General features: G+C 68.5%; 18 protein-coding genes. 17 read left to right on the top strand and 1 reads right to left on the bottom strand.

Going from position 1 to position 24,909, the window contains the following annotated elements:
- The first annotated feature begins 2 nt into the window (after window positions 1-2).
- From AC1U89_RS13455 to AC1U89_RS13435, 5 genes are all read left to right on the top strand, one after another.
- Window positions 3-545, top strand: a complete 543-nt coding sequence (locus tag AC1U89_RS13455; RefSeq protein ID WP_479900198.1) for a hypothetical protein — start codon at window positions 3-5, stop codon at window positions 543-545.
- A gap of 24 nt (window positions 546-569) precedes the next feature.
- On the top strand, window positions 570-1,949 hold the full coding sequence (locus tag AC1U89_RS13450; RefSeq protein ID WP_479900197.1) for a PASTA domain-containing protein: 1,380 nt from the start codon (window positions 570-572) through the stop codon (window positions 1,947-1,949).
- A 75-nt stretch (window positions 1,950-2,024) separates the two neighbouring features.
- Window positions 2,025-3,092, top strand: coding sequence for a PASTA domain-containing protein (locus AC1U89_RS13445; protein ID WP_479900196.1), 1,068 nt, complete (start codon window positions 2,025-2,027; stop codon window positions 3,090-3,092).
- Between the two features lie 79 nt (window positions 3,093-3,171).
- A complete protein-coding gene (locus AC1U89_RS13440) occupies window positions 3,172-4,149 on the top strand; it encodes a hypothetical protein (protein WP_479900195.1) in 978 nt (325 codons plus the stop codon).
- 9 nt (window positions 4,150-4,158) lie between these two features.
- Window positions 4,159-4,767 carry a hypothetical protein gene (locus tag AC1U89_RS13435; RefSeq protein ID WP_479900194.1) on the top strand — a complete coding sequence of 203 codons (609 nt, stop codon included), beginning with the start codon at window positions 4,159-4,161 and terminating at the stop codon, window positions 4,765-4,767.
- Between the two features lie 7 nt (window positions 4,768-4,774).
- On the opposite strand, the gene AC1U89_RS13430 is transcribed toward AC1U89_RS13435, so the two are convergent.
- Window positions 4,775-5,467, bottom strand: a complete 693-nt coding sequence (locus AC1U89_RS13430) for a hypothetical protein (RefSeq protein ID WP_479900193.1) — start codon at window positions 5,465-5,467, stop codon at window positions 4,775-4,777.
- A 295-nt stretch (window positions 5,468-5,762) separates the two neighbouring features.
- Here AC1U89_RS13430 and AC1U89_RS13425 point away from each other — a divergent pair, with 295 nt between their 5' ends.
- The 12 genes from AC1U89_RS13425 to egtB all read left to right on the top strand — a co-directional run bounded on the left by AC1U89_RS13425 (window position 5,763) and on the right by egtB (window position 24,884).
- The gene (locus AC1U89_RS13425; protein WP_479900192.1) at window positions 5,763-6,656 is read left to right on the top strand and encodes an MlaA family lipoprotein; all 894 of its coding nucleotides are present in this window, start codon (window positions 5,763-5,765) and stop codon (window positions 6,654-6,656) included.
- Window positions 6,653-7,321, top strand: a complete 669-nt coding sequence (locus AC1U89_RS13420; RefSeq protein WP_479900281.1) for an MlaC/ttg2D family ABC transporter substrate-binding protein — start codon at window positions 6,653-6,655, stop codon at window positions 7,319-7,321. The genes AC1U89_RS13425 and AC1U89_RS13420 overlap by 4 nt, the downstream gene beginning before the upstream one ends.
- Window positions 7,322-7,339: 18 nt before the next feature.
- A complete protein-coding gene (mlaD, locus tag AC1U89_RS13415; protein ID WP_479900191.1) occupies window positions 7,340-7,867 on the top strand; it encodes an outer membrane lipid asymmetry maintenance protein MlaD in 528 nt (175 codons plus the stop codon).
- A 1-nt stretch (window position 7,868) separates the two neighbouring features.
- The gene (locus AC1U89_RS13410; RefSeq protein WP_479900190.1) at window positions 7,869-8,675 is read left to right on the top strand and encodes an MlaE family ABC transporter permease; all 807 of its coding nucleotides are present in this window, start codon (window positions 7,869-7,871) and stop codon (window positions 8,673-8,675) included.
- Window positions 8,672-9,436 (top strand): ABC transporter ATP-binding protein, encoded by a 765-nt coding sequence (locus tag AC1U89_RS13405; RefSeq protein WP_479900189.1) that lies wholly within the window; start codon window positions 8,672-8,674, stop codon window positions 9,434-9,436. Before AC1U89_RS13410 ends, AC1U89_RS13405 begins: the two co-directional genes overlap by 4 nt.
- 3 nt (window positions 9,437-9,439) lie before the next feature.
- Window positions 9,440-9,895: a hypothetical protein gene (locus AC1U89_RS13400; protein ID WP_479900188.1), complete on the top strand. Its 456-nt coding sequence runs from the start codon at window positions 9,440-9,442 to the stop codon at window positions 9,893-9,895.
- Between the two features lie 192 nt (window positions 9,896-10,087).
- A complete protein-coding gene (locus tag AC1U89_RS13395) occupies window positions 10,088-15,922 on the top strand; it encodes a hybrid sensor histidine kinase/response regulator (RefSeq protein ID WP_479900187.1) in 5,835 nt (1,944 codons plus the stop codon).
- Window positions 15,919-17,958 (top strand): response regulator, encoded by a 2,040-nt coding sequence (locus AC1U89_RS13390; protein WP_479900186.1) that lies wholly within the window; start codon window positions 15,919-15,921, stop codon window positions 17,956-17,958. Before AC1U89_RS13395 ends, AC1U89_RS13390 begins: the two co-directional genes overlap by 4 nt.
- A gap of 105 nt (window positions 17,959-18,063) precedes the next feature.
- The gene (locus AC1U89_RS13385; protein WP_479900185.1) at window positions 18,064-18,768 is read left to right on the top strand and encodes a glutathione S-transferase N-terminal domain-containing protein; all 705 of its coding nucleotides are present in this window, start codon (window positions 18,064-18,066) and stop codon (window positions 18,766-18,768) included.
- A 129-nt stretch (window positions 18,769-18,897) separates the two neighbouring features.
- The gene (locus AC1U89_RS13380) at window positions 18,898-22,095 is read left to right on the top strand and encodes a PAS domain S-box protein (protein WP_479900184.1); all 3,198 of its coding nucleotides are present in this window, start codon (window positions 18,898-18,900) and stop codon (window positions 22,093-22,095) included.
- 1 nt (window position 22,096) lies between these two features.
- Entirely contained in the window at window positions 22,097-22,564 is a 468-nt protein-coding gene (locus AC1U89_RS13375; protein WP_479900183.1) for a response regulator transcription factor, read from the top strand.
- Window positions 22,565-22,715: 151 nt separating this feature from the next.
- Window positions 22,716-24,884 carry an ergothioneine biosynthesis protein EgtB gene (egtB, locus tag AC1U89_RS13370; protein WP_479900182.1) on the top strand — a complete coding sequence of 723 codons (2,169 nt, stop codon included), beginning with the start codon at window positions 22,716-22,718 and terminating at the stop codon, window positions 24,882-24,884.
- Window positions 24,885-24,909: the final 25 nt, after the last annotated feature.

Genomic DNA, 24,909 nt, shown 5'->3' with positions numbered 1-24,909 from the left:
CGATGAACCGCGACCGCATCGCCCGCCTGCTGCCGGAGACCTACCAGTCCGCCATCACGCCCAAGAAGCCGCTGGCGGCGACGCTGGAGGTGATGGAGATGCTGCAGGCGCCGGCCGAGACCGCCCTGGCGAACCTCGACGCCCACGTCGATCCGATGCGCGCGCCGCCGAACTTCGCCCTGATGCTGGCCCGCTGGCTGGACCTGGAGCGCTATCTCGACTGGACCGGCGGCCGCCCGGGCGAAGGCGCGCCCCGTTATGCCGCCGGGCTGGGCCGCCTGCGGCTGCTGTGCCTGGAGGCGGCCGAGCTGGCGCGCTGGCGCGGCACCCGACGGACTCTCGAACGCTTCCTGACCGTGGCGACCGGGCTGCCCGGCTATGCCGTCCAGGAGAACCCGCCGGGGCCCAAGGGCGAAGCCCGGTGCTTCCATCTGCGCGTCGTCGCTCCGGCGGCCGCACGGCCTTTGGCCGATCTAGTGCGTCGGATCGTCGACGAAGAGCGTCCCGCCTACACGACCTACGAAATCGAATTTTCTGCAGCCTGATCGCGAGCACGAGGACGAACGCCCATGCCGAGTTTCGAGATTCCGGACGGCCCCACGACCGTAGCCCTGAAGACGGAGGCCGGCTTCCACAAGGGCAACGCCGTGTTCAACGTCACCAACAAGACCGGGGAGGGGTTGACCGCCCGGTTCAGCGTGCAGATCCAGGGCGCCGGCAAGGCCGAATGGTACTCCATCCAGGGCGAGCCCGAGCGGCCGGTCGCTGCCGGCGAGACTCAGACGGTCACCGTGCTGGCGAAGATCCCCGCCGCGACGCCGGCCGGTCAGCACCGGATCAAGCTGCGCGCCACCAACGTCAACGACCCGGATAACGACAGCACCGACAGCACCGCCGCGACCATCACGATCCCGGCGGTCGTCAAGCCGCCGGTCAAGAAGAAGCCGTTCCCGTGGTGGATCATCGCGGTGGCCGCCGGCGTGCTGGTGCTGGTGATCGGGGTGATCATCGCCGTCGTCGTGATGAGCGGCGGCTCGAAGGTCCCGAAAGTGATCGGGATGGACTACGCCTCCGCCGTCGCCGCCCTGAAGGACAAGGGCTACGGCGCCGCGCCCGAGATTAGACAGGCGCCGCCCGGCAAGGAGCCCCTGGACAAGGTGTTCCTGCAGGTTCCCGCGGCCGGCACGAAGGCCGATCCCAAGACGACCCAGGTCCAGCTGACTGTCGCGGGCGTGCCGACGGTCGCGGTGCCCGGGGTGACCGGGCTGGACTATCCGGACGCCGCCGCGGTGCTCGAGAAGGCCGGCTTCAAGGTCGGGCCGGCGATCGAGGAGGTCTCCAACGACAAGACCCTGGGCCAGGTGTTCAAGCAGGACCCCGCGGCCGACGCGCAGGCCGATCCCGCCACGACCGAGGTCAAGCTGACCGTGGCCGTGGGCGAGACGGTGGCCGTGCCGAGCGTCGCCGGCAAGCCGCTGGTGGCCGCCCAGGCCCTGCTCGAGGATCGCGGCTTCAAGGTCGTCTCGGCGGTCGGGAAGGCCTCCGGCCAGCAGCCGGACTCCGTCCAGGTCCAGAATCCGGCTGGCGACACCAAGGCCCCCAAGGGCAGCGTCGTGACCTTGACGACCGATCCCGGCGTGGTCGTGCCCAACCTGCTCAGCCCGCAGATCGGCGGGATCGCGGGCATCCAGGCGCTGAAGAACGCCGGGACCGACATCGGATCCATCGGCTCCACCTGCGTCGGGACGCCCAACATGATCATGACCCAGAGCATCGAGCCGAAGACCAGGGTCGCCCTGGGCACCCGGGTGAACATCACGGTCGCCAGCGCCCAGGCCAACATCGCGTTCTGCCGCGCGATCGTGGACGCGAACATCCTGACCTACAGCACGCAGATGCGGTCGGTGAAGACGGTCGCGCCGACCACTCTGAGGACCCTGCCGAAGTGATCGCGGGCCGCGTCGCGGGCGCATGGCCCGCGGCGCGGCGTCGATCGCGAGGATGTCGAACCCAAGGATCAGGACATGCCGAGTTTCGAGATTCCGGACGGACCGACCACCGTCGCGCTGAAGACGGAAGGCGGTTTCCACAAGGGCAGCGCCGTGTTCGGCGTCACCAACAAGACGGGCGAGGGCCTGACCGCGCGCTTCAGCGTCCAGGTCCAGGGCGACGCCAAGCCCGAGTGGTACCAGGTCCAGGGGGAACCGGAACGGCCGATCGCGGCGGGTGAGAACCAGACCGTGACCGTGGTCGCCAAGATCCCGGCCGCGACCCCGCCCGGCCAGCATCGGATCAAGCTGCGGGCGACCAATGTCAACGATCCCGACAACGACAGCACCGACAGCACGGCGGCGACGGTCACCGTCCCCGCCGCCGCCGGCCCGGCGCCGCCGCCCAAGAAGCCGTTCCCGTGGTGGATCATCGCGGTGGCCGGCGGGGTGCTGGTCCTGGTGATCGCCGTGATCATCGCCGTCGTGGCGCTGGGCGGCGGGGGCAAGGTCCCGAACGTGGTCGGCCAACCTTACGCCGACGCCGTCAAGGCGCTGGACAAGGCCGGTTACAAGACGGTGAAGCGGACCGACAAGGCGATCGACAAGGCTCCGGACACCGTGCTGGACCAGTCGCCCGCCGCCGACGCCAAGGCCAAGAAGAGCGAGCCCATCCTCCTGACGGTGGCCATCCCCCTGCCGGTGGTCACGCCTCCACCGGACGAGCCCAAGGAGGAACCGCCGATCGTCGAGCCGGCCGAAGCCAATTGCGATCCGGCGGTCGGCGCGTGCATCGACGGCTTCGTCTGGCGCGAGGCCTGGCCCAACGACCGGGTCTGCGTCCCGCCGGAGTCCCGCTACCTGGCTGCGTTGKAGAACAGCCAGGCCGGCGCGCGCCGTAACCCGAACGGCGGGCCGTACGGTCCGGACACCTGCCTCATGGGCTATGTCTGGCGCGACGGCTACAACGGCGACCACGTCTGCGTCACCGGCGAGCGGCGCACGGTCGTGGCCCAGGAGAACGCCGCGGGGCCGTCCCGCTACCGCGCCTGCCGGCCGGAGCGGATCATCCCGAGAACCAAGGTCACGTCGCCCGCGGGCTAGGCGTCCGAACGCCTGGACCCGCCGGGCGCGGGTCCAGGAACGCATGCAGGAGGGCCGGCGGGTCCGCAAGGAGCGCATCATGGAGCGGATATTCTCTCTGGAGGCCATTCTCGGATCCCTGGCCTTCGGCGTGGCCGGGGCGCTGGTGGCCCTGATCGTGCGGCTGGCCAAGGGCGACGGAAGCGCGGCGATGTGGCGGGTGCTGGAGACCTTCCTCACCGCGACGTTCGGCGCCTTCCTGGCGCGGACCTTCATCAGCATCATGCTGAGCGTCGGCGGGGACTCGGACGCGGCGATCACCGTGACCAGCCTGCTGTTCTTCATCTGGCCGGGCGTGGTGAACCTGATCTCGCTGGGCTTCGGCCACCCCGTGATCGGCGTAGAGGCGCTGCTGTGGATCGCCCTGGTGGTGGGCGGGCTGGTGGGCCTGTTCGACGGCCTGTGGGCCACCCACAAGTGGGCGGGCCTTGGCGCGCCCGCCTTCCTGCTGGACGTTACCTGGGGATTGGGCGGCAACACCAACGGTGTCCTGATGCACCTGATCAACTTCGCCTGGGGCGACCACGGCGACGGCCCCGACGAGGACCGCCACGACGCCCATCGTTACAAGCAGGGTTTCGCGGTGCGGTCGGGCTTCGCCTTCACCCAGGGCGCGGTGATGAGCAACACCGACGCCTGGGACCCGACGACGGACCTGTTCAAGCACGAGACGATCCATATCTGGCAGAACCGGCTGCTGGGGCCGTTCTTCTGGTTCTCCTATGTCGGCTGGATGCTGGTGACCCTTATCCCGGCTCTGATCGCCGGCCTGATCGATTCCAGCCGCCGGATCGGGGACGCGATCACCTGGTGGACCTATTTCGACAATCCCTGGGAGGTGATGGCCTACGGCATCGCCAATCCCACGGATCGGACCGGTCAGCGGTTMCTGGACGGCAGCGGCACGGTAACGGGCTGGGTCTGCTGGCCCTGGCCGCTGGCCATCGTCACCTCGGTGATCGGCGTGGCGGGGCTGGGCGCCGCGTTCGTGGCGATCATGATGGCCGGTTATGGTTGAGCTGCGCCGATGAAGATCGTCATCATCATCCTGATCCTTATCGTCCTCGGCTTCGTCGTGGCGATCGGCGTGGCCGTCTACCGGGCCACCACGCCGCCCGCGCCGCCGTCGGCTCACGGGCCGCCCACGGACAGCAACGGCAATATCGACGAGGACGCCCTGGCCGACTGGGAGCCTCCGTCGATGGCCGCCGTCATGGGCAGCATCTCGCGCCCGTTCGCGCCGAAGCTGTTCAAGAAGGCGGAGGTGGTCGAATTCCCGGCCGCCGAGGACCGTAAGTCCCAGACCGTGTCCGTCCCGGCGGCCAACAAGGACATGCGCATGGCCCGCCTTCGGCTGATCGTGGGACGCGGCGCGATCGCGACCTACACGGTCCTTGCGCCCGGACAGGGGGAGACGAGCCCCCAGACCGCGTGCCTGTGCGCCGAGAACACCCTCGTGGACGAGGACGAGGTCGACGACTGCGGCGACGCCTGGCGCAAGGCCCGGAAGGCCGGCGACGGCAAGTTCTTCTGCCGCGCCAAGGACGACGACGTCTCGGCGGTGATCTATCGATCGGGCGGCGTGATCGAGATCAAGCCCCTGGGCGACCAGTCGGTGGAGGTGACGGTCCGGTGATCCACGTCTAGACGCGGACGGTCCGCAGCGCCGAGATCGTCGCCAGGATCGAGCCGATCAGCAGGATCAGCAGCCAGATCGCGCCGACGATGGCGATGATCAACGCGCCGATGGCGTCGGTGATGCTGGCCAGGAAGCCCGGCGGGAAGTCGATCAGGAAGGCCAGCAACAGGGTCGCGCCGATCGACACCGCGCTCAGGATGACGATGCCCTTGTTCTGCAGGAAGCGCTCGTGGGCCAGGATCAGCAGGATGCAGAAGACGATCTTGAGGATCAGGATCAGGCCCAGGGTGGCGGTGGCCGCGCCCGTCGGGAAGTCGGCGAAGGCGGCGAAATAGGCGATGGTCCCGAACGGAATGGCCACCAGCAGGGTGACCATCAGGATCAGCAGACCCAGGGCCGCCAGGGCCATGACGATCGTGCCCAGCAGGCCGAAGAAGGCGATCACCAGGGTGACGATGCCCTGCACGCGACCGATCACGCTGCGGGACAGCAGGATGCCCAAGCCCATCAAGGCGACGGTGTAGAACAGCAGGCCGTCAAGGACCGGCAGGTAGCGGATGCCCAGGCCCGGGGTCGAGGCCTCGAAACCGGCCTGATGCACGGCGTCCAGGATGAACGCCGAAGCGCATTCGATCAGCAGGGCCACCAGCAGGACGAAGCCCGCCAGCCAGAAGAACGGCGCACGCAAACGGTCCATGGCTCGCCTCGCTTTGACGACGAAGTCTGCCCAATCTCCACCATCGCGACAAGGTAAAGATCATGCGTCGCAAGAGTTGTGTCAGGTCGAGCTTGGCCGGCGTCACGATTCTGCACCACGGTTCAGCTTCCGTACGCGGATGACGTTCTAACGGCCTCTAGCCCTTGCCTAGCTTCGAGCGGCGCCTACATGCCTCCTGCCGACGCCTGGCGAACTCGCCAGGAGGATCGGTGCGTCGGCCACGAAGATACTGAAGAAAATGCAGGGCTTGAGCGTGATTGTACGGACAGCGACCATGGCTCTGGCCGTGATCGCCGCTGGGGGTGTCTCGGCGGCGGCTTCGTCCGCGCACGCCGGGGATGCGCGCGAAACGCCCATCCCGCTGGTCGCCGCGCCGGATGCGGCGTCCGACATGGCGCAGATCGAGTATGATCCGCTCGAGGGCTTCAACCGGGGCAGCTACGCCTTCAGCATGGGTCTGGACCGCGCCGTGTTCGCGCCGGTCACCCACGGCTACATGGCCGTGGCGCCGACGCCGGTGCGGCACCGGGTCAGCGCCTTCGTCTACAATCTGGGCGAACCCAGCACGTTCCTGAACGACGTCCTGCAGGGCAAGCCCAAGCGGGCGGGCCGGACGACGGCGCGGTTCGCGATCAATTCCACGGTCGGGGTGCTGGGGCTGTTCGACGTCGCGGCCGGCATGGGCATCCGCTCCCACGACGCCGACTTCGGCCAGACCTTCGGCCGCTACGGCGTCAAGCCCGGTCCGTATCTGTACGTGCCGGTGCTGGGACCGCTGAACTTCCGCGACGGCGTCGGCCGGGTGTTCGACTTCTTCACCGACCCGATCGGCCTGGCGGGGCAGGGCTGGACCAGCCCGTTCGGCATCACGCGCCTGGTCACCCAGACGATCGACACCCGCGCCAACGCCGACCTGGCGTTCCGGGCGCTGGACCAGGCGGTCGATCCCTACGCCACGGCGCGCTCGGCCTATGGCCAGCACCGCGAGGCCCTGATCCGCGAGGCGACGGGCGCGGTGCAGGAGCTGCCCGATTTCGACGACGTCCCGGCCGCGACCGATCCTGTCGCCCCGTCGCCGGAGACTTCGACCGTTCCCGCCGAATCCGCTACGCCCCAACCCGCGCCTGCCGAGCCGGCCGCCCCCGCGGCCTCTCCCGAACCACAATAGATCCCCCGGATACGCCCATKACGAACGCCCATCCCACACGTCGCTTCGCCCAACTGGCCCTGGTCGCCCTGGTCGGCCTCGGCGTCATGACCCAGGCCGCGCCGGCCCTGGCGCAGGGGCCGCGCGAACCGCAGGCCGAGCAGTTCGTCCAGACGCGGGCCCAGCGGGTGATCTCGGTCCTGGCCGACAAGAACCAGAGCGTGGCCCAGAAGAAGGCGACCTTCCACCAGGGCATCGACGAACTGGCAGACGTGCCGCGGATCACCAATTTCGTGCTCGGCAAGTACGCGCGCACCATCACGCCGGATCAGCGCGCCCGCTTCGCGCCGGCGTTCCGCGTCTATGCCGAAAGCGTCTACCAGAACCGCATCAGCGACTATCACGGCGAGACCCTGAAGGTGACGGGTTCGACGGTGCGCAAGCCGGGCGACGTGATCGTCAACACCACCATCTCGGGCGGCCAGCTGGGGCAGCCGGTGCAGGTGTCCTGGCGGGTGCTGGGTGGTGGAACCGCCTGGAAGGTCGTCGACGTCCAGTTCAAGGGCGTCTGGCTGGCGATCACCCAGCAGCAGGATTTCGTTTCGACCATCGACAACGCCGGCGGCAACATCGATGTGCTGATCAGCCAATTGCAGCGCGACGCTCAGCGTCCGGCGTCGCGGTAAGAGCGGGGACTCGGGATCATGGGGTTGCGCGAACAATGGGCCGAGACCTTGATGGGTCTTCTCGTGCTCGTCCTGGCGGCGGGTTTCCTGGTCTATTCGCTGAGCGTCGGCGGCGTGGGCCGCAAGCCGGGCGGCTATGACGTCACGGCCAAGTTCGGCCAGGTCGGTTCGCTGGCGCCGGGCGCGGCGGTCAGCGTCGCGGGGGTGAAGGTCGGCACCGTTTCGGAAATCAAGCTKGACCCCAAGACCTATCTGGCGGTGACCAAGCTGACCCTGGACCCCGACGTCAAGCTGCCCTCGGATTCCAGCGCCAAGGTCACCAGCGACAGCCTGCTGGGCGGCGTCCACGTGGCGATCGCGCCCGGCGGCGCGGTCGACAACATCCCGCCGGGCGGCGAGATCGACAACACCCAGGGCGCGGTCGACCTGTTCGGCCTGATCGGATCGGTGATGCGGCCCCAAGGGGGAGCGGGCGCCGCCGCCGCCCCGGCGGCCGGCGAGACGCCGCCCGCCGCGTCCGCCGCCACGGCTCCGGACAGCTACTGAGATGGCCGCGGTCCAAGCCGCGATCCCGGGCATCTTCAAGCCCCTGCGCACGATCGGGCGCTCGACCCTGGGCGCGCTGCGCATGGTGGGCGGGGTCGGGGTCTTCGCCCTGCGCGGCGTCGTCTCGGTGTTCACCCCGCCCTGGTTCCCGATCCAGCTGCTGCGCCAGCTGGCGGCCATCGGCTTCTTCTCGCTGCCGGTCGTCGGCCTGACGGCGATCTTCACCGGCGCGGCCCTGGGACTGAACATCTACACCGGGGGCGGGCGCTTCAACGCCGAGCAGGTGATGCCCCAGATCGTCGCCCTGGGCATCACGCGTGAGCTGGGGCCCGTGCTGGCGGCCCTGATGCTGGCGGGCCGGGTGTCGGCCGCCATCGCCGCCGAGATCGGGGCGATGCGCGCCACCGAGCAGATCGACGCCATGCGCACCCTGTCGACCGATCCGTTCCGCTACCTGGTCGCGCCGCGCCTGCTGGCCGCGACTCTGGTCCTGCCTCTGCTGACCCTGGTCGCCGACATCATCGGCGTGGCCGGCGGCTGGCTGGTGGCCGTGCGCATCCTGGACTTCAACTCGACGATCTACATGCGCAACACGATGAACTTCATCCAGGGCTGGGACGTCGGGTCGGGCCTGATCAAGGCGGCCGTGTTCGGGTTCATCGTCGCCCTGATGGGCTGCTATCACGGCTACAACGCCAAGGGCGGCGCGCGGGGCGTCGGCCGGGCGACCACCCACGCGGTGGTGTCCTCGGCGATCCTGATCTTCGCCTCCGACTACTTCCTCACAACCCTGTTCACCGCCGCATGACCCAGACGCCGAAACTCGAATGGAAGGGCGTGCGCAAGCGCTTCGACAGTCCGGTCCTGGACGGGCTGGACCTCAGCGTCGCGGCGGGCAAGTCGCTGGTGATCATCGGCGGGTCGGGCCAGGGCAAGTCGGTGACCATCAAGGTCGCCATGGGCCTGGTGCGCCCCGACGCCGGCAAGGTGCTGGTCGACGGCGAGGATCTGCTGGGCATGGGCGGGGCGTCGCGTCGCAAGCTGTTCGAACGCATCGGCGTCCTGTTCCAGGGCGCGGCGCTGTTCGACAGCCTCAGCGTCTGGGAGAACGTCGCCTTCCGCCTGATCAACGCCGACGGCGTGCCCCGCAAGGAGGCCAAGGCGCGGGCGATCGAGGCCCTGGGCCGCGTCCACCTGGCCGCCCACGTCGCCGACTCCTATCCGTCCGAGCTGTCGGGCGGCATGCAGAAGCGGGTCGGCCTGGCCCGGGCGGTGGTGGCCAATCCCGAGATCATCTTCTTCGACGAGCCGACCACGGGCCTGGACCCGATCACCTCGTCGGCGATCAACGAACTGATCGTCGAGCAGGTGAGGGGGCTGGGGTGCACCGCGGTGTCGATCACCCACGACCTGGCCTCGGCCCGCACGATCGGCGACGAGATCGCCATGCTCAACGCCGGCAAGATCATCTGGCGCGGCACCCCGGCCGAACTGGACCAGACCGACAATCCCTATGTGCGCCAGTTCGTCGACGGCCGCGCGGACGGCCCGATGGCGAGCATGGTCTAGGGCATGGCGTATCGTGGGGCGGTGACCGCTCTCCTGACCGCGTTGACGCTGGGCCTGGCCGGCGGCGCCCAAGCCCAGGACTATGTCCGCGCCGATTGCCGGTCCCAGCTGGATCCGGCCGCCTTGAGGTTCGACACGGCGCTGCATCAGCGCTGGTACCGACGGTTCTGGACCGGCGATTGCGATCACCTGCCGATGTGCTTTCCAGGCTCGCCGAACTGGAACGACATCGTCGGCAAGCTTCTGGCCCGCGGCGGTCCCAGCGAGTACGCCGCCCTGCTGCCCAAGGCCTGCCGGCTTGGCCAGACGATCGGGCTGGAATGGGCGCGCGACAAGAAGATCAGGCGCATCGACACCGGCGACCTGCACGTCTTCAAGAGCCAGCTGGAGGCCTCCGGCGACGCCCTGCGCGGGGTCGACAAGGTCGAAGTCTCGGTTCGCGCGAAGCTGGCCCGCTAGGCCGGCCGCACGCCGCCCGAAAAAGCTTCACCGTAAAGCGGAACCAAAGATTTGCCCCCGCGTTGGACCCGTTCGGGGGGTCATGAGGACCGGTCTAGGTTGTCGAGAGCGTGAACCGCTTCAAAGGCCTGGACCATCGTCTCATCTAGCGCCGCCCACGTGATCGAACGATTTCGACGTGGAGTATGTTCAATGCCGGCGGCACAGTCCAAGGCGCAGCAGCGCGGGCTCGACAACCACCAGCTCCTGGCCGCCCTACGCGCCTTCCGGCGCGGCGACTTCTCGGTGCGGCTCCCCACCGACCTGTCCGGCCTGGACGGTGAACTGGCCGAGGCGTTCAACGACGCCGTCAACCTGAACGATCAAATCTCGAAAGAGTTCGAACGCCTCGGCGACGTGGTCGGCAAGCAAGGCAAGATCAATCATCGCGCTCGTTTGCCGGGCGCCACGGGCTCGTGGGCGGACAGCGTCGAGGCGGTCAACAACCTGATCACCGACATGGTCCACCCGACCGCCGAAATGGCCCGCGTGATCGGCGCCACCGCCAAGGGCGACCTTTCCCAGACCATGGATCTGGAGAACGAGGAACGCCCCCTGCGCGGCGAGTTCCTGCGCATCGGCAAGGTCGTGAACACCATGGTGGGTCAGCTGGGCTCGTTCGCCTCGGAAGTGACCCGCGTGGCGCGCGAAGTCGGCACCGAGGGCAAGCTGGGCGGCCAGGCCCAGGTGAAGGGCGTGGCCGGCACCTGGAAGGACCTGACCGACAACGTGAACCTCATGGCCGCCAACCTGACCGGCCAGGTGCGGAACATCGCCGAGGTCACCACCGCCGTCGCCAACGGCGACTTGAGCCGCAAGATCACCGTGGACGTGAAGGGCGAAGTTCTGGAGCTGAAGAACACCATCAACACCATGGTGGACCAGCTCAACAGCTTCGCCTCGGAAGTAACCCGCGTGGCCCGCGAAGTGGGTACGGAAGGCAAGCTGGGCGGTCAGGCCAACGTGAAGGGCGTGGCCGGCACCTGGAAGGASCTGACCGATAACGTGAACCTCATGGCCGGCAACCTGACCGGCCAGGTCCGTAACATCGCCGAGGTGACCACCGCCGTGGCCCGCGGCGACCTTTCGCGCAAGATCACCGTGGACGTGAAGGGCGAGGTGCTGGAGCTGAAGTCGACCATCAACACCATGGTGGACCAGCTGAACGCCTTCGCCTCGGAAGTGACCCGCGTGGCCCGCGAAGTGGGTACGGAAGGCAAGCTGGGCGGCCAGGCCCGCGTGGAAGGCGTGGCCGGCACCTGGAAGGACCTGACCGATAACGTCAACCTCATGGCCGGCAACCTGACCGGCCAGGTCCGTAACATCGCCGAGGTGACCACCGCGGTCGCCATGGGCGACCTCTCCAAGAAGATCACCGTGGACGTGAAGGGCGAGGTTCTGGAGCTGAAGAACACCATCAACGTCATGGTGGACCAGCTGAACGCCTTCGCCTCGGAAGTGACCCGCGTGGCCCGCGAAGTGGGTACGGAAGGCAAGCTGGGCGGCCAGGCCAACGTCACCGGTGTCGGCGGCACCTGGAAGGAGCTGACCGACAACGTCAACCTGATGGCCGGCAATCTGACCGGCCAGGTTCGTAACATCGCCGAGGTGACCACCGCCGTCGCCATGGGCGACCTCTCCAAGAAGATCACCGTCGACGTGCGCGGCGAAATCCTGGAGCTGAAGAACACCATCAACACCATGGTGGACCAGCTGAACTCGTTCAGCTCGGAAGTGACCCGGGTGGCCCGCGAAGTGGGTACGGAAGGCAAGCTGGGCGGTCAGGCCCAGGTGAAGGGCGTGGCCGGCACCTGGAAGGACCTGACCGACAACGTCAACTTCATGGCCGGCAACCTGACCGGCCAGGTGCGGAACATCGCCGAGGTCACCACCGCCGTCGCCAACGGCGACCTTTCCAAGAAGATCACCGTCGACGTGCGCGGCGAAATCCTGGAGCTGAAGAACACCATCAACGTCATGGTGGACCAGCTGAACGGCTTCGCCTCGGAAGTGACCCGGGTGGCCCGCGAAGTGGGTACGGAAGGCAAGCTGGGCGGCCAGGCCCAGGTGAAGGGCGTGGCCGGCACCTGGAAGGAGCTGACCGACAACGTCAACCTGATGGCCGGCAACCTGACCGGCCAGGTGCGGAACATCGCCGAGGTGACCACCGCCGTCGCCATGGGCGACTTGTCCAAGAAGATCACCGTCGACGTGCGCGGCGAGATCCTGGAGCTGAAGAACACCATCAACGTCATGGTGGACCAGCTCAACTCGTTCTCGTCGGAAGTGACCCGGGTGGCCCGCGAAGTCGGCACGGAAGGCAAGCTGGGCGGCCAGGCCCAGGTGAAGGGCGTGGCCGGCACCTGGAAGGACCTGACCGACAACGTCAACTTCATGGCCGCCAACCTGACCGGTCAGGTCCGCAACATCGCCGACGTCACCACCGCCGTCGCCAAGGGCGACCTCTCCAAGAAGATCACCGTCGACGTGAAGGGCGAGATCCTGGAGCTGAAGTCGACCATCAACGTCATGGTGGACCAGCTGAACGGCTTCGCCTCGGAAGTGACCCGGGTGGCGCGCGAAGTCGGCACGGAAGGCAAGTTGGGCGGCCAGGCGCAGGTGCCCGGCGTGGCCGGCACCTGGAAGGATCTGACTGACAACGTCAACATGATGGCCGCCAACCTGACCGGCCAGGTGCGGAACATCGCCGACGTCGTGACCGCGGTCGCCCAGGGCAACCTGAAGCGCAAGCTGACCCTGGACGCCAAGGGCGAGATCGCCTCGCTGGCCGACACCATCAACGGCATGATCGAGACGCTGGCCACCTTCGCCGACCAGGTGACCAACGTGGCCCGCGAAGTGGGTTCGGAAGGCAAGCTGGGTGGCCAGGCGCGGGTGCCGGGCGCCGCCGGCCTGTGGCGCGACCTGACCGACAACGTCAACGAACTGGCCGCCAACCTGACCACCCAGGTCCGCGCCATCGCCGAGGTGTCCACCGCCGTGACCAAGGGCGACCTGACGCGGTCGATCACCGTGGAAGCGTCGGGCGAAGTGGCCGCCCTGAAGGACAACATCAACGAGATGATCCGCAATCTGAAGGATCAGACGTTGAAGAACACCGAGCAGGACTGGCTGAAGACCAACCTGGCGCGGTTCAGCCGGATGCTGCAGGGCGAGCGCGACCTGTCGACCGTGTCGAACCTGGTGCTGTCGGAACTGGCCCCGCTGATCAACGCCCAGCACGGGGTGTTCTACGTCTCCGACCACGACGTGAACGGTGAGCCGGTGCTGAACCTGGCCGCCAGCTACGCCTCGAACCCGGGCGACCGGCCGCCGGCCCGCCTGCGCCAGCGCGAGGGCCTGATCGGCCAGTGCGCCGCCGAGCGCCAGCGCATCCTGCTGACCAACGTCCCGTCCGAATACATCAAGATTAGCTCGGGCCTGGGCGAGGCCGCGCCGCAGAACATCATCGTCCTGCCCGCCCTGTTCGAAGGCGAGCTGAAGGCTGTGATCGAGCTGGCCACCTTCGGCACCTTCAACGAGACCCAGCAGGCCTTCCTCGACCAGCTGATGGAATCCATCGGCATCGTGCTGTCGACCATCGCCGCCAACATGCGGACCGAAGGCCTGCTCGAGCAGTCCCAGCTGCTGACCGCCGAACTCCAGGCCCAGCAGGAGGAGCTGAAGAAGACCAACGACCGCCTGGAACTGCAGGCCGCGTCCCTCCGCCAATCGGAAGAACTGCTGCGCTCCAAGCAGGACGAACTGCAGCAGACCAACGCCGAGCTGGAGGACAAGGCGGTCCTGCTGTCGGCCCAGAACAAGCAGGTGGAAGCCAAGAACGCCGAGGTCGAGCAGGCCAAGGCGGCGCTGGAGGAGAAGGCCGAACAGCTGGCCCTGACCTCGAAGTACAAGTCCGAGTTCCTGGCCAACATGTCCCACGAGCTGCGCACGCCGCTCAACAGCCTGCTGATCCTGTCCAAGATGCTCAGCGAGAACGCGCAGGGGAACCTGAGCGCCAAGCAGGTGGAGTTCGCCCGCAACATCCACAGCGCCGGCGCCGATCTGCTGGGCCTGATCAACGACATCCTGGACCTGTCGAAGATCGAGAGCGGCACGGTCACCCTCGACATCGGCGAGATGTCGTTCGCCAGCCTCCGCGACCAGACCGACCGCACCTTCTCGCAGCTGGCCCAGGACAAGAAGCTGGACTTCTCGATCAACATCGACCCGGCCCTGCCGCGCTCGATGTACACCGACGACAAGCGCCTGCAGCAGGTGATCAAGAACCTGCTGTCCAACGCCTTCAAGTTCACCCAGGCCGGCTCGGTGCGCCTGGGCATCGCCCGGGCGGAAGACGGCTGGGCCAGCGGCAACGACCACCTCAACAAGGCCGGCCAGGTGCTGGCCTTCTCGGTCGAGGACACCGGCATCGGCATTCCCGAGGACAAACAGCGGATCATCTTCGAGGCCTTCCAGCAGGCCGACGGCACCACCAGCCGCAAGTACGGCGGCACGGGCCTGGGCCTGTCGATCAGCCGCGAGATCACCCGTCTGCTGGGCGGTGAGCTGCGGGTCGTCTCGACGCCGGGGCAGGGCAGCACCTTCACCCTGTACCTGCCGCTCAACTTCAGCCCGTCCGCCTTGCCCCAGCCGGCCCAGCCGCTGCGTCCCGCCATCTCGCCGGTCCAGACCTTCCGTCTGTCGACGACCGAGGCCGGCACGGTCGAACCGGCCGAGACCGTGGTCGACGACCGCGAGCAGATCGAGCCCGGCGATCCGGTGATCCTGATCGTCGAGGACGACACCCGCTTCGCCTCGATCCTGCTGTCCCTGGTCCGCGACGGCGGCTTCAAGGGCGTGGTGACGGGCGAGGGATCCGCCGTGCCGTCCCTGGCCCGCCGCTTCTCGCCGGACGCCATCATGCTGGACATCGGCCTGCCCGACATGGACGGCCTGGCCCTGCTGGACCTGCTCAAGCGCACGCCCGACACCCGCCACATCCCGGTTCAGGTGATCTCGGCCGACGACCACGGCGGGCTTGGCCTGTCGATGGGCGCCTTCGGCTTCACCAGCAAGCCCGTGGAGCGCGAGGCGGTGGCCTCGACGCTGGAGAAGGTCAAGAAGCTGGTGGCCGAGACCGGCCGAGCCCCGATCCTGGTCGGCGGCGAGGGCCAAGCCGCCGATACGCTGCGCGAGGCGATCGGGGCCGTGAAGTTCGTTCCCGTCCTGGCGGACCTGCCGGACGAGGCCTTCGTCGAAGAGGGCGGTTGCCTGGTGATCGACGTCGGCGCCGGGCCGGTCGGCCCGTTCATCGATACCCTGAAGCAGCGCGGTGCGGCGTCGGGGGTGGCGGTGCTCTACGCGCCCGACGACCTGGATCCCGAGGAGGACCGTCGGCTGCGCCTGGCGGTGTTCTCCGGTCTGGCCCGCCTGGCGCGTACGCCCGAGCAGCTGATCGACCACGTCACCATGTCGCTGCACGCGCCGCTGGAGCGCCTGTCCAGCCCGGCCAAGGCGATGATCGCCCACAGCCGCCACGCCGACGCCGTCCTGACGGGGTTGACCGCGGTGGTCATCGACGACGACATCCGCAACATCTTCTCCCTGGCCAGCGCCCTGGAGGAATACGGCATAGAACTCCGCTACGCCGAGAGCGGCCGCGAAGGCCTGGAGCTGCTCGACAGCCTGCCGTCGGTGGATATGGTGCTGGTCGACATCATGATGCCCGACATGGACGGGTACGAGACCATGCGTGAAATCCGGGCCCGATCGCGGTTCTCCGATCTGCCGGTGATCGCCGTCACCGCCAAGGCGATGAAGGGCGACCGCCAGAAGTGCATCCAGGCGGGCGCCTCGGACTACGTGTCCAAGCCCGTGGACATCGACCAGCTGATCTCGGTCCTGCGGGTCTCGGTCCAGCGCACGGACGCCCAGCGCCTGGCCGGAGACAACGTCGTCGCCATCCACAGCACCGCAGCGCAATGACCGTACCCGCGGTAAAGCATCAGGCGACCCCGCCGCCMGAGGATCGACCAAGGACGAGGATCCTCATCGTCGACGACGATGAGCGCAACGCCTTCGCCGCGATCCAGGCCCTGGAGACGCTGGGCCAGGAGCTGATCGTCGCCCGGTCGGGCGAGGAGGCGCTGCGGCGCCTGCTGATCGACGACTTCGCGGTGATCCTGCTGGACCTGCACATGCCGGGCATGGACGGCTACGAGACGGCCGAGCTGATCCGCCAGCGGCGCCGCAACCGCGACGTGCCGATCGTCTTCCTGACGGCGGTGTTCCGCGACGAAGCCCACATCTTCAAGGCCTATTCGGCGGGCGCCGTCGACGTGGTGTTCAAGCCGGTCGACCCCTTCATCCTGCGCTCCAAGGTGCAGGTGCTGGTCGACCTGCACATCAAGACCCTGGAGCTGGAACAGCAGTCGGAGAGCCGTCGCCTGCTGATCGAGGAGAACGCCCGGATCCACGCCGAGAAACTGGCCGCGGAGCGGGCCTTGCGCCGCACCCAGGAGCGCCAGGAGGCGATCCTCCGCGCCCTGCCGGTGGTGTTCCATTCGCGCACGGCCGACGCGCCCTACGAGCCGCTGTTCGTCGGCGGCAACGTGATCGAACTGACCGGCTTTTCGGCCGAGGATTTCCTGGCCTCGGCCGAGTTCGGCATCAGCCGGGTCCATCCCGACGACGTCGACATCGTGGTGCGCGCCCAGGCCGAGGCCCGGAAGTCCGGCGCTTACAGCTGCGAATACCGCTGGCAGTGCGCCGACGGGTCCTACCGCTCGCTGATCGACCAGGGCGTCCTGGCCCAGGACGAGGAGAGCGGCCGGCAGGTGGTGTTCGGCACGTTGCTGGACAACACCGAGCGCCGGGGGCTGGAAGAGCAACTGAGCCATGCCCGCAAGATGGAGGCCGTGGGTCAGCTGACCGGCGGTGTCGCCCACGATTTCAATAACTTGCTGACGGTTGTTCTCGGCAATATCGAGCTGATCAAGCGACGGACCGGCGAGCAGCACGAGCTGGCCCGGCAGATCGACGCCGTGCGGCTGGCGGCCGAGAAGGGCGGAGCCCTGACCCGGCAGTTGCTGGCGTTCTCGCGTCGCCAACGCCTCAATCCCCTAACCGTCGACCTCAATGTCCTGATCTCCGACTTCACGCCGCTGCTGCGCCAGGCGGTCGGCGAGGCGATCAGCATCGAGCTGAGCCTGGCGGCCGAGGCGCTGCCGGCCCACCTCGATCCGGCCCAGTTCGAGAGCGCCCTGCTGAACCTGGCGGTCAACGCCCGCGACGCGATGGAGGGCGGCGGCCTGCTGTCGGTCTCCACCAAGTCGATCGGCGGGGACGATCCCCGGATCCTGGTGACGGTGCGCGACACCGGCCAGGGCATKGACGCGGACGTGGCCTCGCGCATCTTCGAGCCGTTCTTCACCACCAAGGAGATCGGCAAGGGGTCGGGCCTGGGCTTGTCCCAGGTCTACGGCTTCGTGCGGCAGTCGGGCGGCGAGGTCACGGTGACCAGCGCGCCGGGGGCGGGCGCGGCGTTCGAGATTTCCCTGCCGCTGAGCCTGGCCGCGCTGAGCCAGCGCGGCGCCGGGGGCGAGACGACCGAAGCGGCCCGGGGCTCGGAACGGGTGCTGGTGGTCGAGGACGATCCCGCGGTGCTGGCCATGGCCGTCGAGACGTTGGAGGGCCTGGGCTACCAGGTCACGACCGCCGACACGGCCGCGGCGGCCCTGAAGCGCCTGAAGAGCCGCAAGGCGTTCGACCTGCTGTTCTCCGACGTCGTCATGCCCGGCGGCGTCAACGGCGTCGAGCTGGCCCATGCCGCGCTCAAGGTGCGGCCCGAGCTGAAGGTCCTGCTGACGTCCGGCTATGTGGGCGACGAGGCGGCGTCGTGGGCCAACGAATTCCCGATGATCGACAAGCCCTATCTGGGCCCGGCCCTGGCGGCCAAGATCCGGGCCGTGCTGGACGCCGAGGTTCCGGCCGACGCGCCGGCCAAGGCCAAGCGCGGTTGAGGCGCGACGCTTTCGACGGCCGGCGCCTTGTCGCCGCGCCGAGCGAGACCATCTGACAAGCTCGGCCGCGCTGGCAGTGGCGGCCTTTTGCTTTCGGAGCCGACCATGACCGATCTCTCAGCCTTCCCGATCACCCAGCGCTGGCCCGCCCAGCACCCCGACCGCCTGCAGCTCTACAGCCTGCCCACGCCGAACGGGGTCAAGGTGTCGATCATGCTGGAGGAGATCGGCCTGCCGTACGAGCCGCACACGATCGACATCGGCAAGAACGAGACCTGGGGACCGGAATTCCTGTCGCTGAACCCCAACGGCAAGATCCCCGCCATCATCGATCCCGACGGCCCCGACGGTAAGCCGCTGGGCCTGTTCGAGTCCGGCGCGATCCTGGTCTATCTGGCGGAGAAGACCGGCAAGTTCCTGCCCAACGACCCGGCGCGGCGCTACGAGACCCTGGCCTGGGTGTTCTTCCAGATGGCCGCCGTCGGCCCGATGTTCGGCCAGGTCGGCTTCTTCCACAAGTTCGCGGGCAAGGACTACGAGGACAAGCGGCCGCGGGATCGCTACGTCGCCGAATCCAAGCGCCTGCTGGGCGTGCTGGAGGCCCGACTAGCCGACCGCGACTGGATCATGGGCGACGAATACACCATCGCCGACATCGCCACCCTCGGCTGGGTGCGCAACCTGGTCGGCTTCTACGGTGCTGGCGACCTGGTCGACTACGCCAGCCTCAAGCACGTGCCGGCCTGGCTGGAGCGGGGCCTGGCCCGTCCGGCCGTCCAGCGCGGCCTGGAGATCCCCAAGCGTCCGTAGCGGGCTTCGCCGCCGCCCGGTCTGAGCCCGGCGGCGGTTGGCCCCGACGGCCCGCGCGCCATTGTCGCGGTCGGCCTTAACCGGTTTTGCGGACCTTTCGGTTCATGCTGCCCGCTTCGGAGGCGCAGCATGAACCCCAACGAAGCCAAGCGCATCCGGGCGCTCCAGAGCTACGGCGTCCTGGACACCTCGCCCGACGTCGCTTTCGATCGCGTGACCCAGCTGGCGTGCGACCTGTTCGACGCGCCTATCGCCCTGGTCTCGCTGATCGACGAAGAGCGCCAGTGGTTCAAGTCGCGCCAGGGCCTGACGGACTGCTCGACGCCCCGGAGCGAGGCGTTCTGCAGCGTGGCCATCGAGCAGGGTCCCGACACGGTGATGATCGTGGAAGACGCCGCTCTGGATCGGCGTTTCGCCCACTATCCCTCGGTGGTCGGCGACATGGGCGTGCGCTTCTATGTCGGCGCCGTGCTGACCTCGCCCGAGGGCTACAATCTCGGCACGCTGTGCATCATCGACACCAAGCCCCGCCCGCGCCCCACTGATCGCGAGCTGGACCGCCTGCGGGCCCTGGCGCGGATCGTCGTCGACGAGCTGGAGCGGATGCGCGTCAACCGCGTGCGCTGGGAGCAGGCGCGCCTGCTGAAGCTGGCCGAAACCATGTCGGGCGTCGCGCACTGGCGCTACGACGTCGTCACCGGCGAGGTCTACTGGTCGGACCTGCTCTACGACATCCTGGGGGTGGATCGCCGGACCTATGTCCTCACCTACCAGGCTGGCCTGGAGGCCTTCCACCCGGACGATCAGGGTCTGGTCTCCGATCGGCTGGCCGAGGCGATCGCCAGCAAGACGACCTCCAGCTTCCAGGCGCGCATGATCCGGCCGGACGGCGAGACGCGGATGGTCCAGTCCAAGGCCGGTTGCGAGCTGGACGAGCACGGCCAGGTCGTCGCCCTGATCGGCCTGTTCCAGGACGTGACCGAGCAGGTCCGCAATCTGGAGAACCTGACGGCCAGCGAAGCGCGCTATCGACTCCTGGCCGAGAACACCTCGGACGTCATCGTCCGCTGCGCTCTCGACGGGACGCTGCTCTATGTTTCGCCCGCCTGCCGGACGATGGGCTACGAGCCCGAGGACCTGGTCGGCACGCCGTACGACCGGTTGGTGCATCCGGACGACCGTGAACGCCTGATCGCCAATTCCAGGCCGCTGTTCACGGGCTCGGTTCCCGATCTGGTGGCCAATCGACAGCACCGCTATCAGGCCGCCGACGGCCGCTGGGTGTGGTTCGAGGGCAATCCCCATATCGTCCGCGACCCGGAGGGGCGGGCGACCGAGATCGTCAACGTCTTCCGTAACATCACCGAGCGCAAGGAACAGCTGGAGCTGTTCGAGAACGCCTTCGAGCACGCGCCGATCGGCAAGTGCCTGGTCGGGCTGGACGGGGCCTTCCTGAAGGTCAATCCGATGCTGTGCGAGATGGTGGGCTACAGCCGCGAGGAACTGCTGGCGCTGAACTTCCAGGCCATCACCCACCCCGACGACCTGGACGCCGATCTCAGCCTGGTGACCGACCTCTACAACGGCCTGATCTCCACCTACCGGATGGACAAGCGCTATATCCGCAAGGACGGCTCGATCATCTGGATCCAGCTGGCGGTGTCGCGGGTCGACAACCCCGACGGCACGCCGCGCTACTTCATCTCGCAGATCGAGGACCTGACTGCCCGGCGGGAAGCCGAAGCCGCGCTGAAGGACAGCGAGGCCCGCTATCGCCTGATGGCCGAGAACACCACCGACATGATCCTGACGGCCGGCCTGGACGGCAGGATCACCTTCGTGGCCGCCTCCTGCCAGGAGCTGACCGGCTACGCGCCCGCCGAGGTGATCGGGCGCGGCGCCGCCGACCTCGCCCACCCGCAGGAGCGCGTGCGCGTGCGCCGGGTCTATCGCAACCTGCTGAAGGGCGGCTCCGCCGGGCGCGTCCGCTGGCGCGTCTCGCACAAGACCGCCGGCCGCGAGGTCTGGCTGGAATCCAACCCGTCGCTGCTGCGCGATCCGGCCACCGATGCGCCGACGGGTTTCCTCGACGTGATCCGCGACGTGACCGCCCAGGTCGCCCAGGAGGAGGCCCTCGCCGCCGCCCGCGCCGAGGCCGAGGCGGCCGCGGTCGTGAAGGGCGAGTTCATGGCCAATATGAGCCACGAAATCCGCACCCCTCTGACGGCGGTCATCGGCTTCTCGGGCCTGCTGGCCCAGCGTCCCGAGCTGGACGAGGTGTCCCAACGCTATGTGCAGCGCGTGTCGAGCGCGGGCCAGGCGCTGCTGGCGATCGTCAACGACGTGCTCGACTTCTCCAAGCTCGAGGCCGGCCAGGTCGAGATCACGCCGCGCGCGGTCTCGCCGCTGACGCTGGCCCAGGACGCCCTGGCCCTGTTCGCCCCCCAGGCCGACGCCAAGGGGCTGTGGCTGGAGTGCCAGGCGGAAGGCGAGCTGCCCGAGCGGGTGATGATCGATCCGGACCGCGTCCGCCAGGTGCTGCTCAACCTGGTGGGCAACGCGGTCAAGTTCACCCGGCAGGGCGCGGTGCGCCTGTTCGTCGCCTACGACCCGGACGCGGCCCGGCTGCGGATGCGGGTCGAGGACACCGGCGAGGGCATGAGCGTCGAGCAGCAGACCAAGCTGTTCCAGCGCTTCTCCCAGGTCGACGCCTCGTCCACCCGCCGGCACGGCGGCACCGGCCTGGGGCTGGCGATCTGCAAGGGGCTGACCGAGGCCATGGGCGGCGGCATCGCCGTGAGCAGCACCCTGGGGGAGGGGGCGGTGTTCACCTTCCACATCGCCGCTGGACGGGCGACGGGCCCGGGCGGCGAGGCGCCTTCGCTGGAGCCCGTGGCGGATGCGCGGCGCCTGGACGGCGTCCGGGTGCTGGTGGTCGACGACAACTTCGTCAATCGCGAGCTGGCGCGCACCGTGCTGGAGCACATGGGGGCCGAGGTCGCCGAGGCGGGCGACGGTCGTGGCGCGCTCGAGGCCGCGGCGCTCGAACCGTTCGACTGCATCCTGATGGACCTGCGGATGCCCGGGCTCTCCGGGATCGACGCCCTGCACGAGATCCGCGACACGCCGGGCCCCAACCAGGACGTGCCGATCCTGGCCTTCACGGCGGAGACCGACCTCAACCTGACGGACCTGGACCACGGCTTCGACGGTCTGGTCTCCAAGCCGATCATGGCGGCCGATCTGGTCGAGGCCGTGGACCGGTTCACGCGCTGGGACGGCGTCCCCGACGACCTGGGCGCCGACCTCGACCTCGCGGAGGCGTGAGGTGGGCCGCACGCGTATCCTGATCGTCGAGGATGATCCGATCATCCTCGACCTGATCACCACCCGCCTCGATATCGCGGGCTACGACACCTATTTCGCCCGCGACGGCTTCGAGGGCCTCAAGCGGCTGCATGAACTGCGGCCGTCGGCCCTGGTGCTGGACATCAACATGCCCCGGCTCGACGGCTTCGGCGTGCTGCGCAAGATGCGCCAGGAGGGCCTGAACACCCCGACCATGGTGCTGACCGCCCGCAACCAGCCCGACGACGTGAAAAAGGCGATCACCCTGGGCGCCCGGGATTTCCTGGCCAAGCCGTTCAAGGACGAACAACTGCTGCAGAGGGTGGGGCGGCTGCTGCGCAAGGCGCCGGCCAGACCGGTCAGGCCGACCAGAGCCGCGCCTGAAACAGAGAGCCCGCCGCCGGTGATGCTGCCCATCGACGACGGTCCCGAGCCCTTCCTGCTCTAGCCCCGCGGTGGTCGGGGCGACGTTCTTCGATCGTCGTTCACTTTTTATTCCCGGCGCCGCTTGAACGGCGAGGGGGGAACACTCAAGTTGCTTATTCGTTGAGCTCATCGGGCGGCGCAAGCTCCCCGAGGCAGGGCCGCCAGGAGAGCGCATGAGTCCCGACGATACCCCTGCACGCGAGGCCTCGGAGGCCCGCGCCATCGCCTTGGTGGATCGCTATCTGGCGGTCCGTCGGCGCACCGAGGCCCTGGCCAAGCCCCTTTCGCCCGAGGACCAGGGCGCGCAATCGATGCCCGATGCCAGCCCGGTCAAATGGCATCGCGCCCATACGGCCTGGTTCTTCGAGACCTTCCTGCTGACGCCCTTCCTGCCGGGCTATCGGGTCTTCGATCCGGCCTTCGCCTATCTGTTCAATTCCTATTACGAGGCCGTCGGGCCCCGMCAGCCGCGGCCCCTTCGCGGCCTGATCACGCGTCCGTCCGCCGACGAGGTCGGGGCCTATCGCGCCCATGTCGACGCGGCCATGGTCCGGCTGCTGACCACCACGCCGACGGCGGAGGTGATCGAGCGCCTCGACCTGGGCCTGGCCCACGAGGAGCAGCATCAGGAGCTGATCCTGATGGACCTGCTGCATCTGTTCGCTCAATCGCCGCTGCAGCCGGCCTATCGCGACGCGGCCCCACCGGCGCGCCCGGTCGCCGGCGCCGCCCGCTACCTGGCCTTCGAGGGCGGACTGGTCGAAATCGGCGACGAGGGGCCCGGCTTCGCCTTCGACAACGAGCGGCCGCGTCACAAGGTCTATCTCGAGCCCTATCGCCTGGCCGACCGGTTGGTGACCAACGGCGAGTGGCTGGCCTTCATCGAGGACGKCGGCTATCGCCGGGCCGACCTGTGGTTGTCCGACGGCTGGGCCGCGGTCAACGAGCAGGCCTGGGAAGCGCCGCTCTACTGGCGGCGGGAGGAGGGCGGCGCCTGGTCGGTCATGACCCTGTCGGGCCGACGCCCCGTCGATCCGCACGCGCCCGTGGGTCATGTCAGCTACTACGAGGCGGCCGCCTTCGCCGCCTGGTGCGGCCGCAGGCTGCCGACCGAGGCCGAATGGGAGGCCGCCGTCACGGCTACTGAAGGCCAGGGGCTGCGCCAGACGTCCGACGAGGCCTGGCAATGGACCGCCAGCCCCTATGTCGCCTATCCGGGCTTCAAGCCCGGCGCGGGCGCGCTGGGCGAATACAACGGCAAGTTCATGATCAACCAGATGGTCCTGCGGGGCGGGGCGGTCGAAAGCCCGCCCGGCCACACGCGGCCGTCGTATCGCAACTTCTTCCATCCGGCACAGCGCTGGGCCTTCACGAGCGTGCGCCTGGCCGACGACGCCAGCACCTCGGACCGTGAAACCCTCCAGGCCTCGACCTTCCTGGACGACGCCCTGGCCGGCCTGACGGCCGCGCGCAAGACCCTGCCGGCCAAGTACTTCTACGACGCCGAGGGCTCGCGCCTGTTCGAGGCGATCTGCGAGCTGCCGGAATACTATCCCACCCGCACCGAGACGGCGCTGCTGCGCCGCATCGCGCCCGAGATCGCCGCCCGGGTGATGGAGGGCGCGGCCCTGGTCGAGTTCGGCAGCGGAGCCAGCACCAAGACCCGCCTGCTGCTGGACGCCATGCCGCAGCTGGGCGTCTATGTGCCGATCGACATCAGCAAGTCGGCGCTGGACGAGGCCAGCGAGGCGCTGCGCCGGGACTATCCGGGCCTGACGGTGGCCCCGCTGGTCGACGACTTCACCCGCGCGGTCCGGCTGCCGGCGGCGGCGCGGGGGCGGCCGGTGACCGGCTTCTTCCCGGGCTCGACGATCGGCAATTTCGCGCCGCCCGAGGCCGAGGAGTTCCTGCGCGGCGCGCACGAACTGCTCGGCGACGGCGCCATGTTCGTGGTCGGGGTGGACATCGCCAAGAGCCCTGACGTCTTGGTGCCCGCCTATGACGACGCCCAGGGCGTGACGGCGGCGTTCAACAAGAACGTGCTGGCGCGGATCAATGCGGAGCTGGGCGGGGACTTCGATCTGGATGCGTTCGACCATCGCGCCGCCTGGAACGCCGAGGAAAGCCGCATGGAGATGCATCTGGTCAGTCGTGTCGACCAGACCGCGCGCGTGGCGGGACGGGAGATCCGGTTCGAGGCCGGTGAGACGATCCACACCGAGAACTCTTACAAATACACCCCGGAAATGTTCGTGGACCTGGCCCGGCGCGCGGGCTGGAAGGTCGCGGCGCGCTGGATCAGCGACAGCCCAAGCTTCGGTGTCTTCGCCCTGGCCGGCTGAGGCGGGCGGAATTCACATCGGAAAG

The organism is Caulobacter sp. 05T431 (genome assembly GCF_056665975.1).
The sequence above is the reverse complement of the archived record's forward strand: the minus strand, read 5'-3'. Positions and strand labels throughout refer to the sequence as shown.

Coding starts and splice junctions, on each gene's coding strand:
- AC1U89_RS13405 (WP_479900189.1), top strand. CDS start 8,672: ATGACCCAGACGCCGAAACTCGAATGGAAGGGCGTGCGCAAGCGCTTC.
- AC1U89_RS13455 (WP_479900198.1), top strand. CDS start 3: ATGAACCGCGACCGCATCGCCCGCCTGCTGCCGGAGACCTACCAGTCC.
- AC1U89_RS13435 (WP_479900194.1), top strand. CDS start 4,159: ATGAAGATCGTCATCATCATCCTGATCCTTATCGTCCTCGGCTTCGTC.
- AC1U89_RS13450 (WP_479900197.1), top strand. CDS start 570: ATGCCGAGTTTCGAGATTCCGGACGGCCCCACGACCGTAGCCCTGAAG.
- AC1U89_RS13400 (WP_479900188.1), top strand. CDS start 9,440: ATGGCGTATCGTGGGGCGGTGACCGCTCTCCTGACCGCGTTGACGCTG.
- AC1U89_RS13385 (WP_479900185.1), top strand. CDS start 18,064: ATGACCGATCTCTCAGCCTTCCCGATCACCCAGCGCTGGCCCGCCCAG.
- AC1U89_RS13380 (WP_479900184.1), top strand. CDS start 18,898: ATGAACCCCAACGAAGCCAAGCGCATCCGGGCGCTCCAGAGCTACGGC.
- AC1U89_RS13425 (WP_479900192.1), top strand. CDS start 5,763: ATGGCTCTGGCCGTGATCGCCGCTGGGGGTGTCTCGGCGGCGGCTTCG.
- AC1U89_RS13410 (WP_479900190.1), top strand. CDS start 7,869: ATGGCCGCGGTCCAAGCCGCGATCCCGGGCATCTTCAAGCCCCTGCGC.
- AC1U89_RS13430 (WP_479900193.1), bottom strand. CDS start 5,467: ATGGACCGTTTGCGTGCGCCGTTCTTCTGGCTGGCGGGCTTCGTCCTG.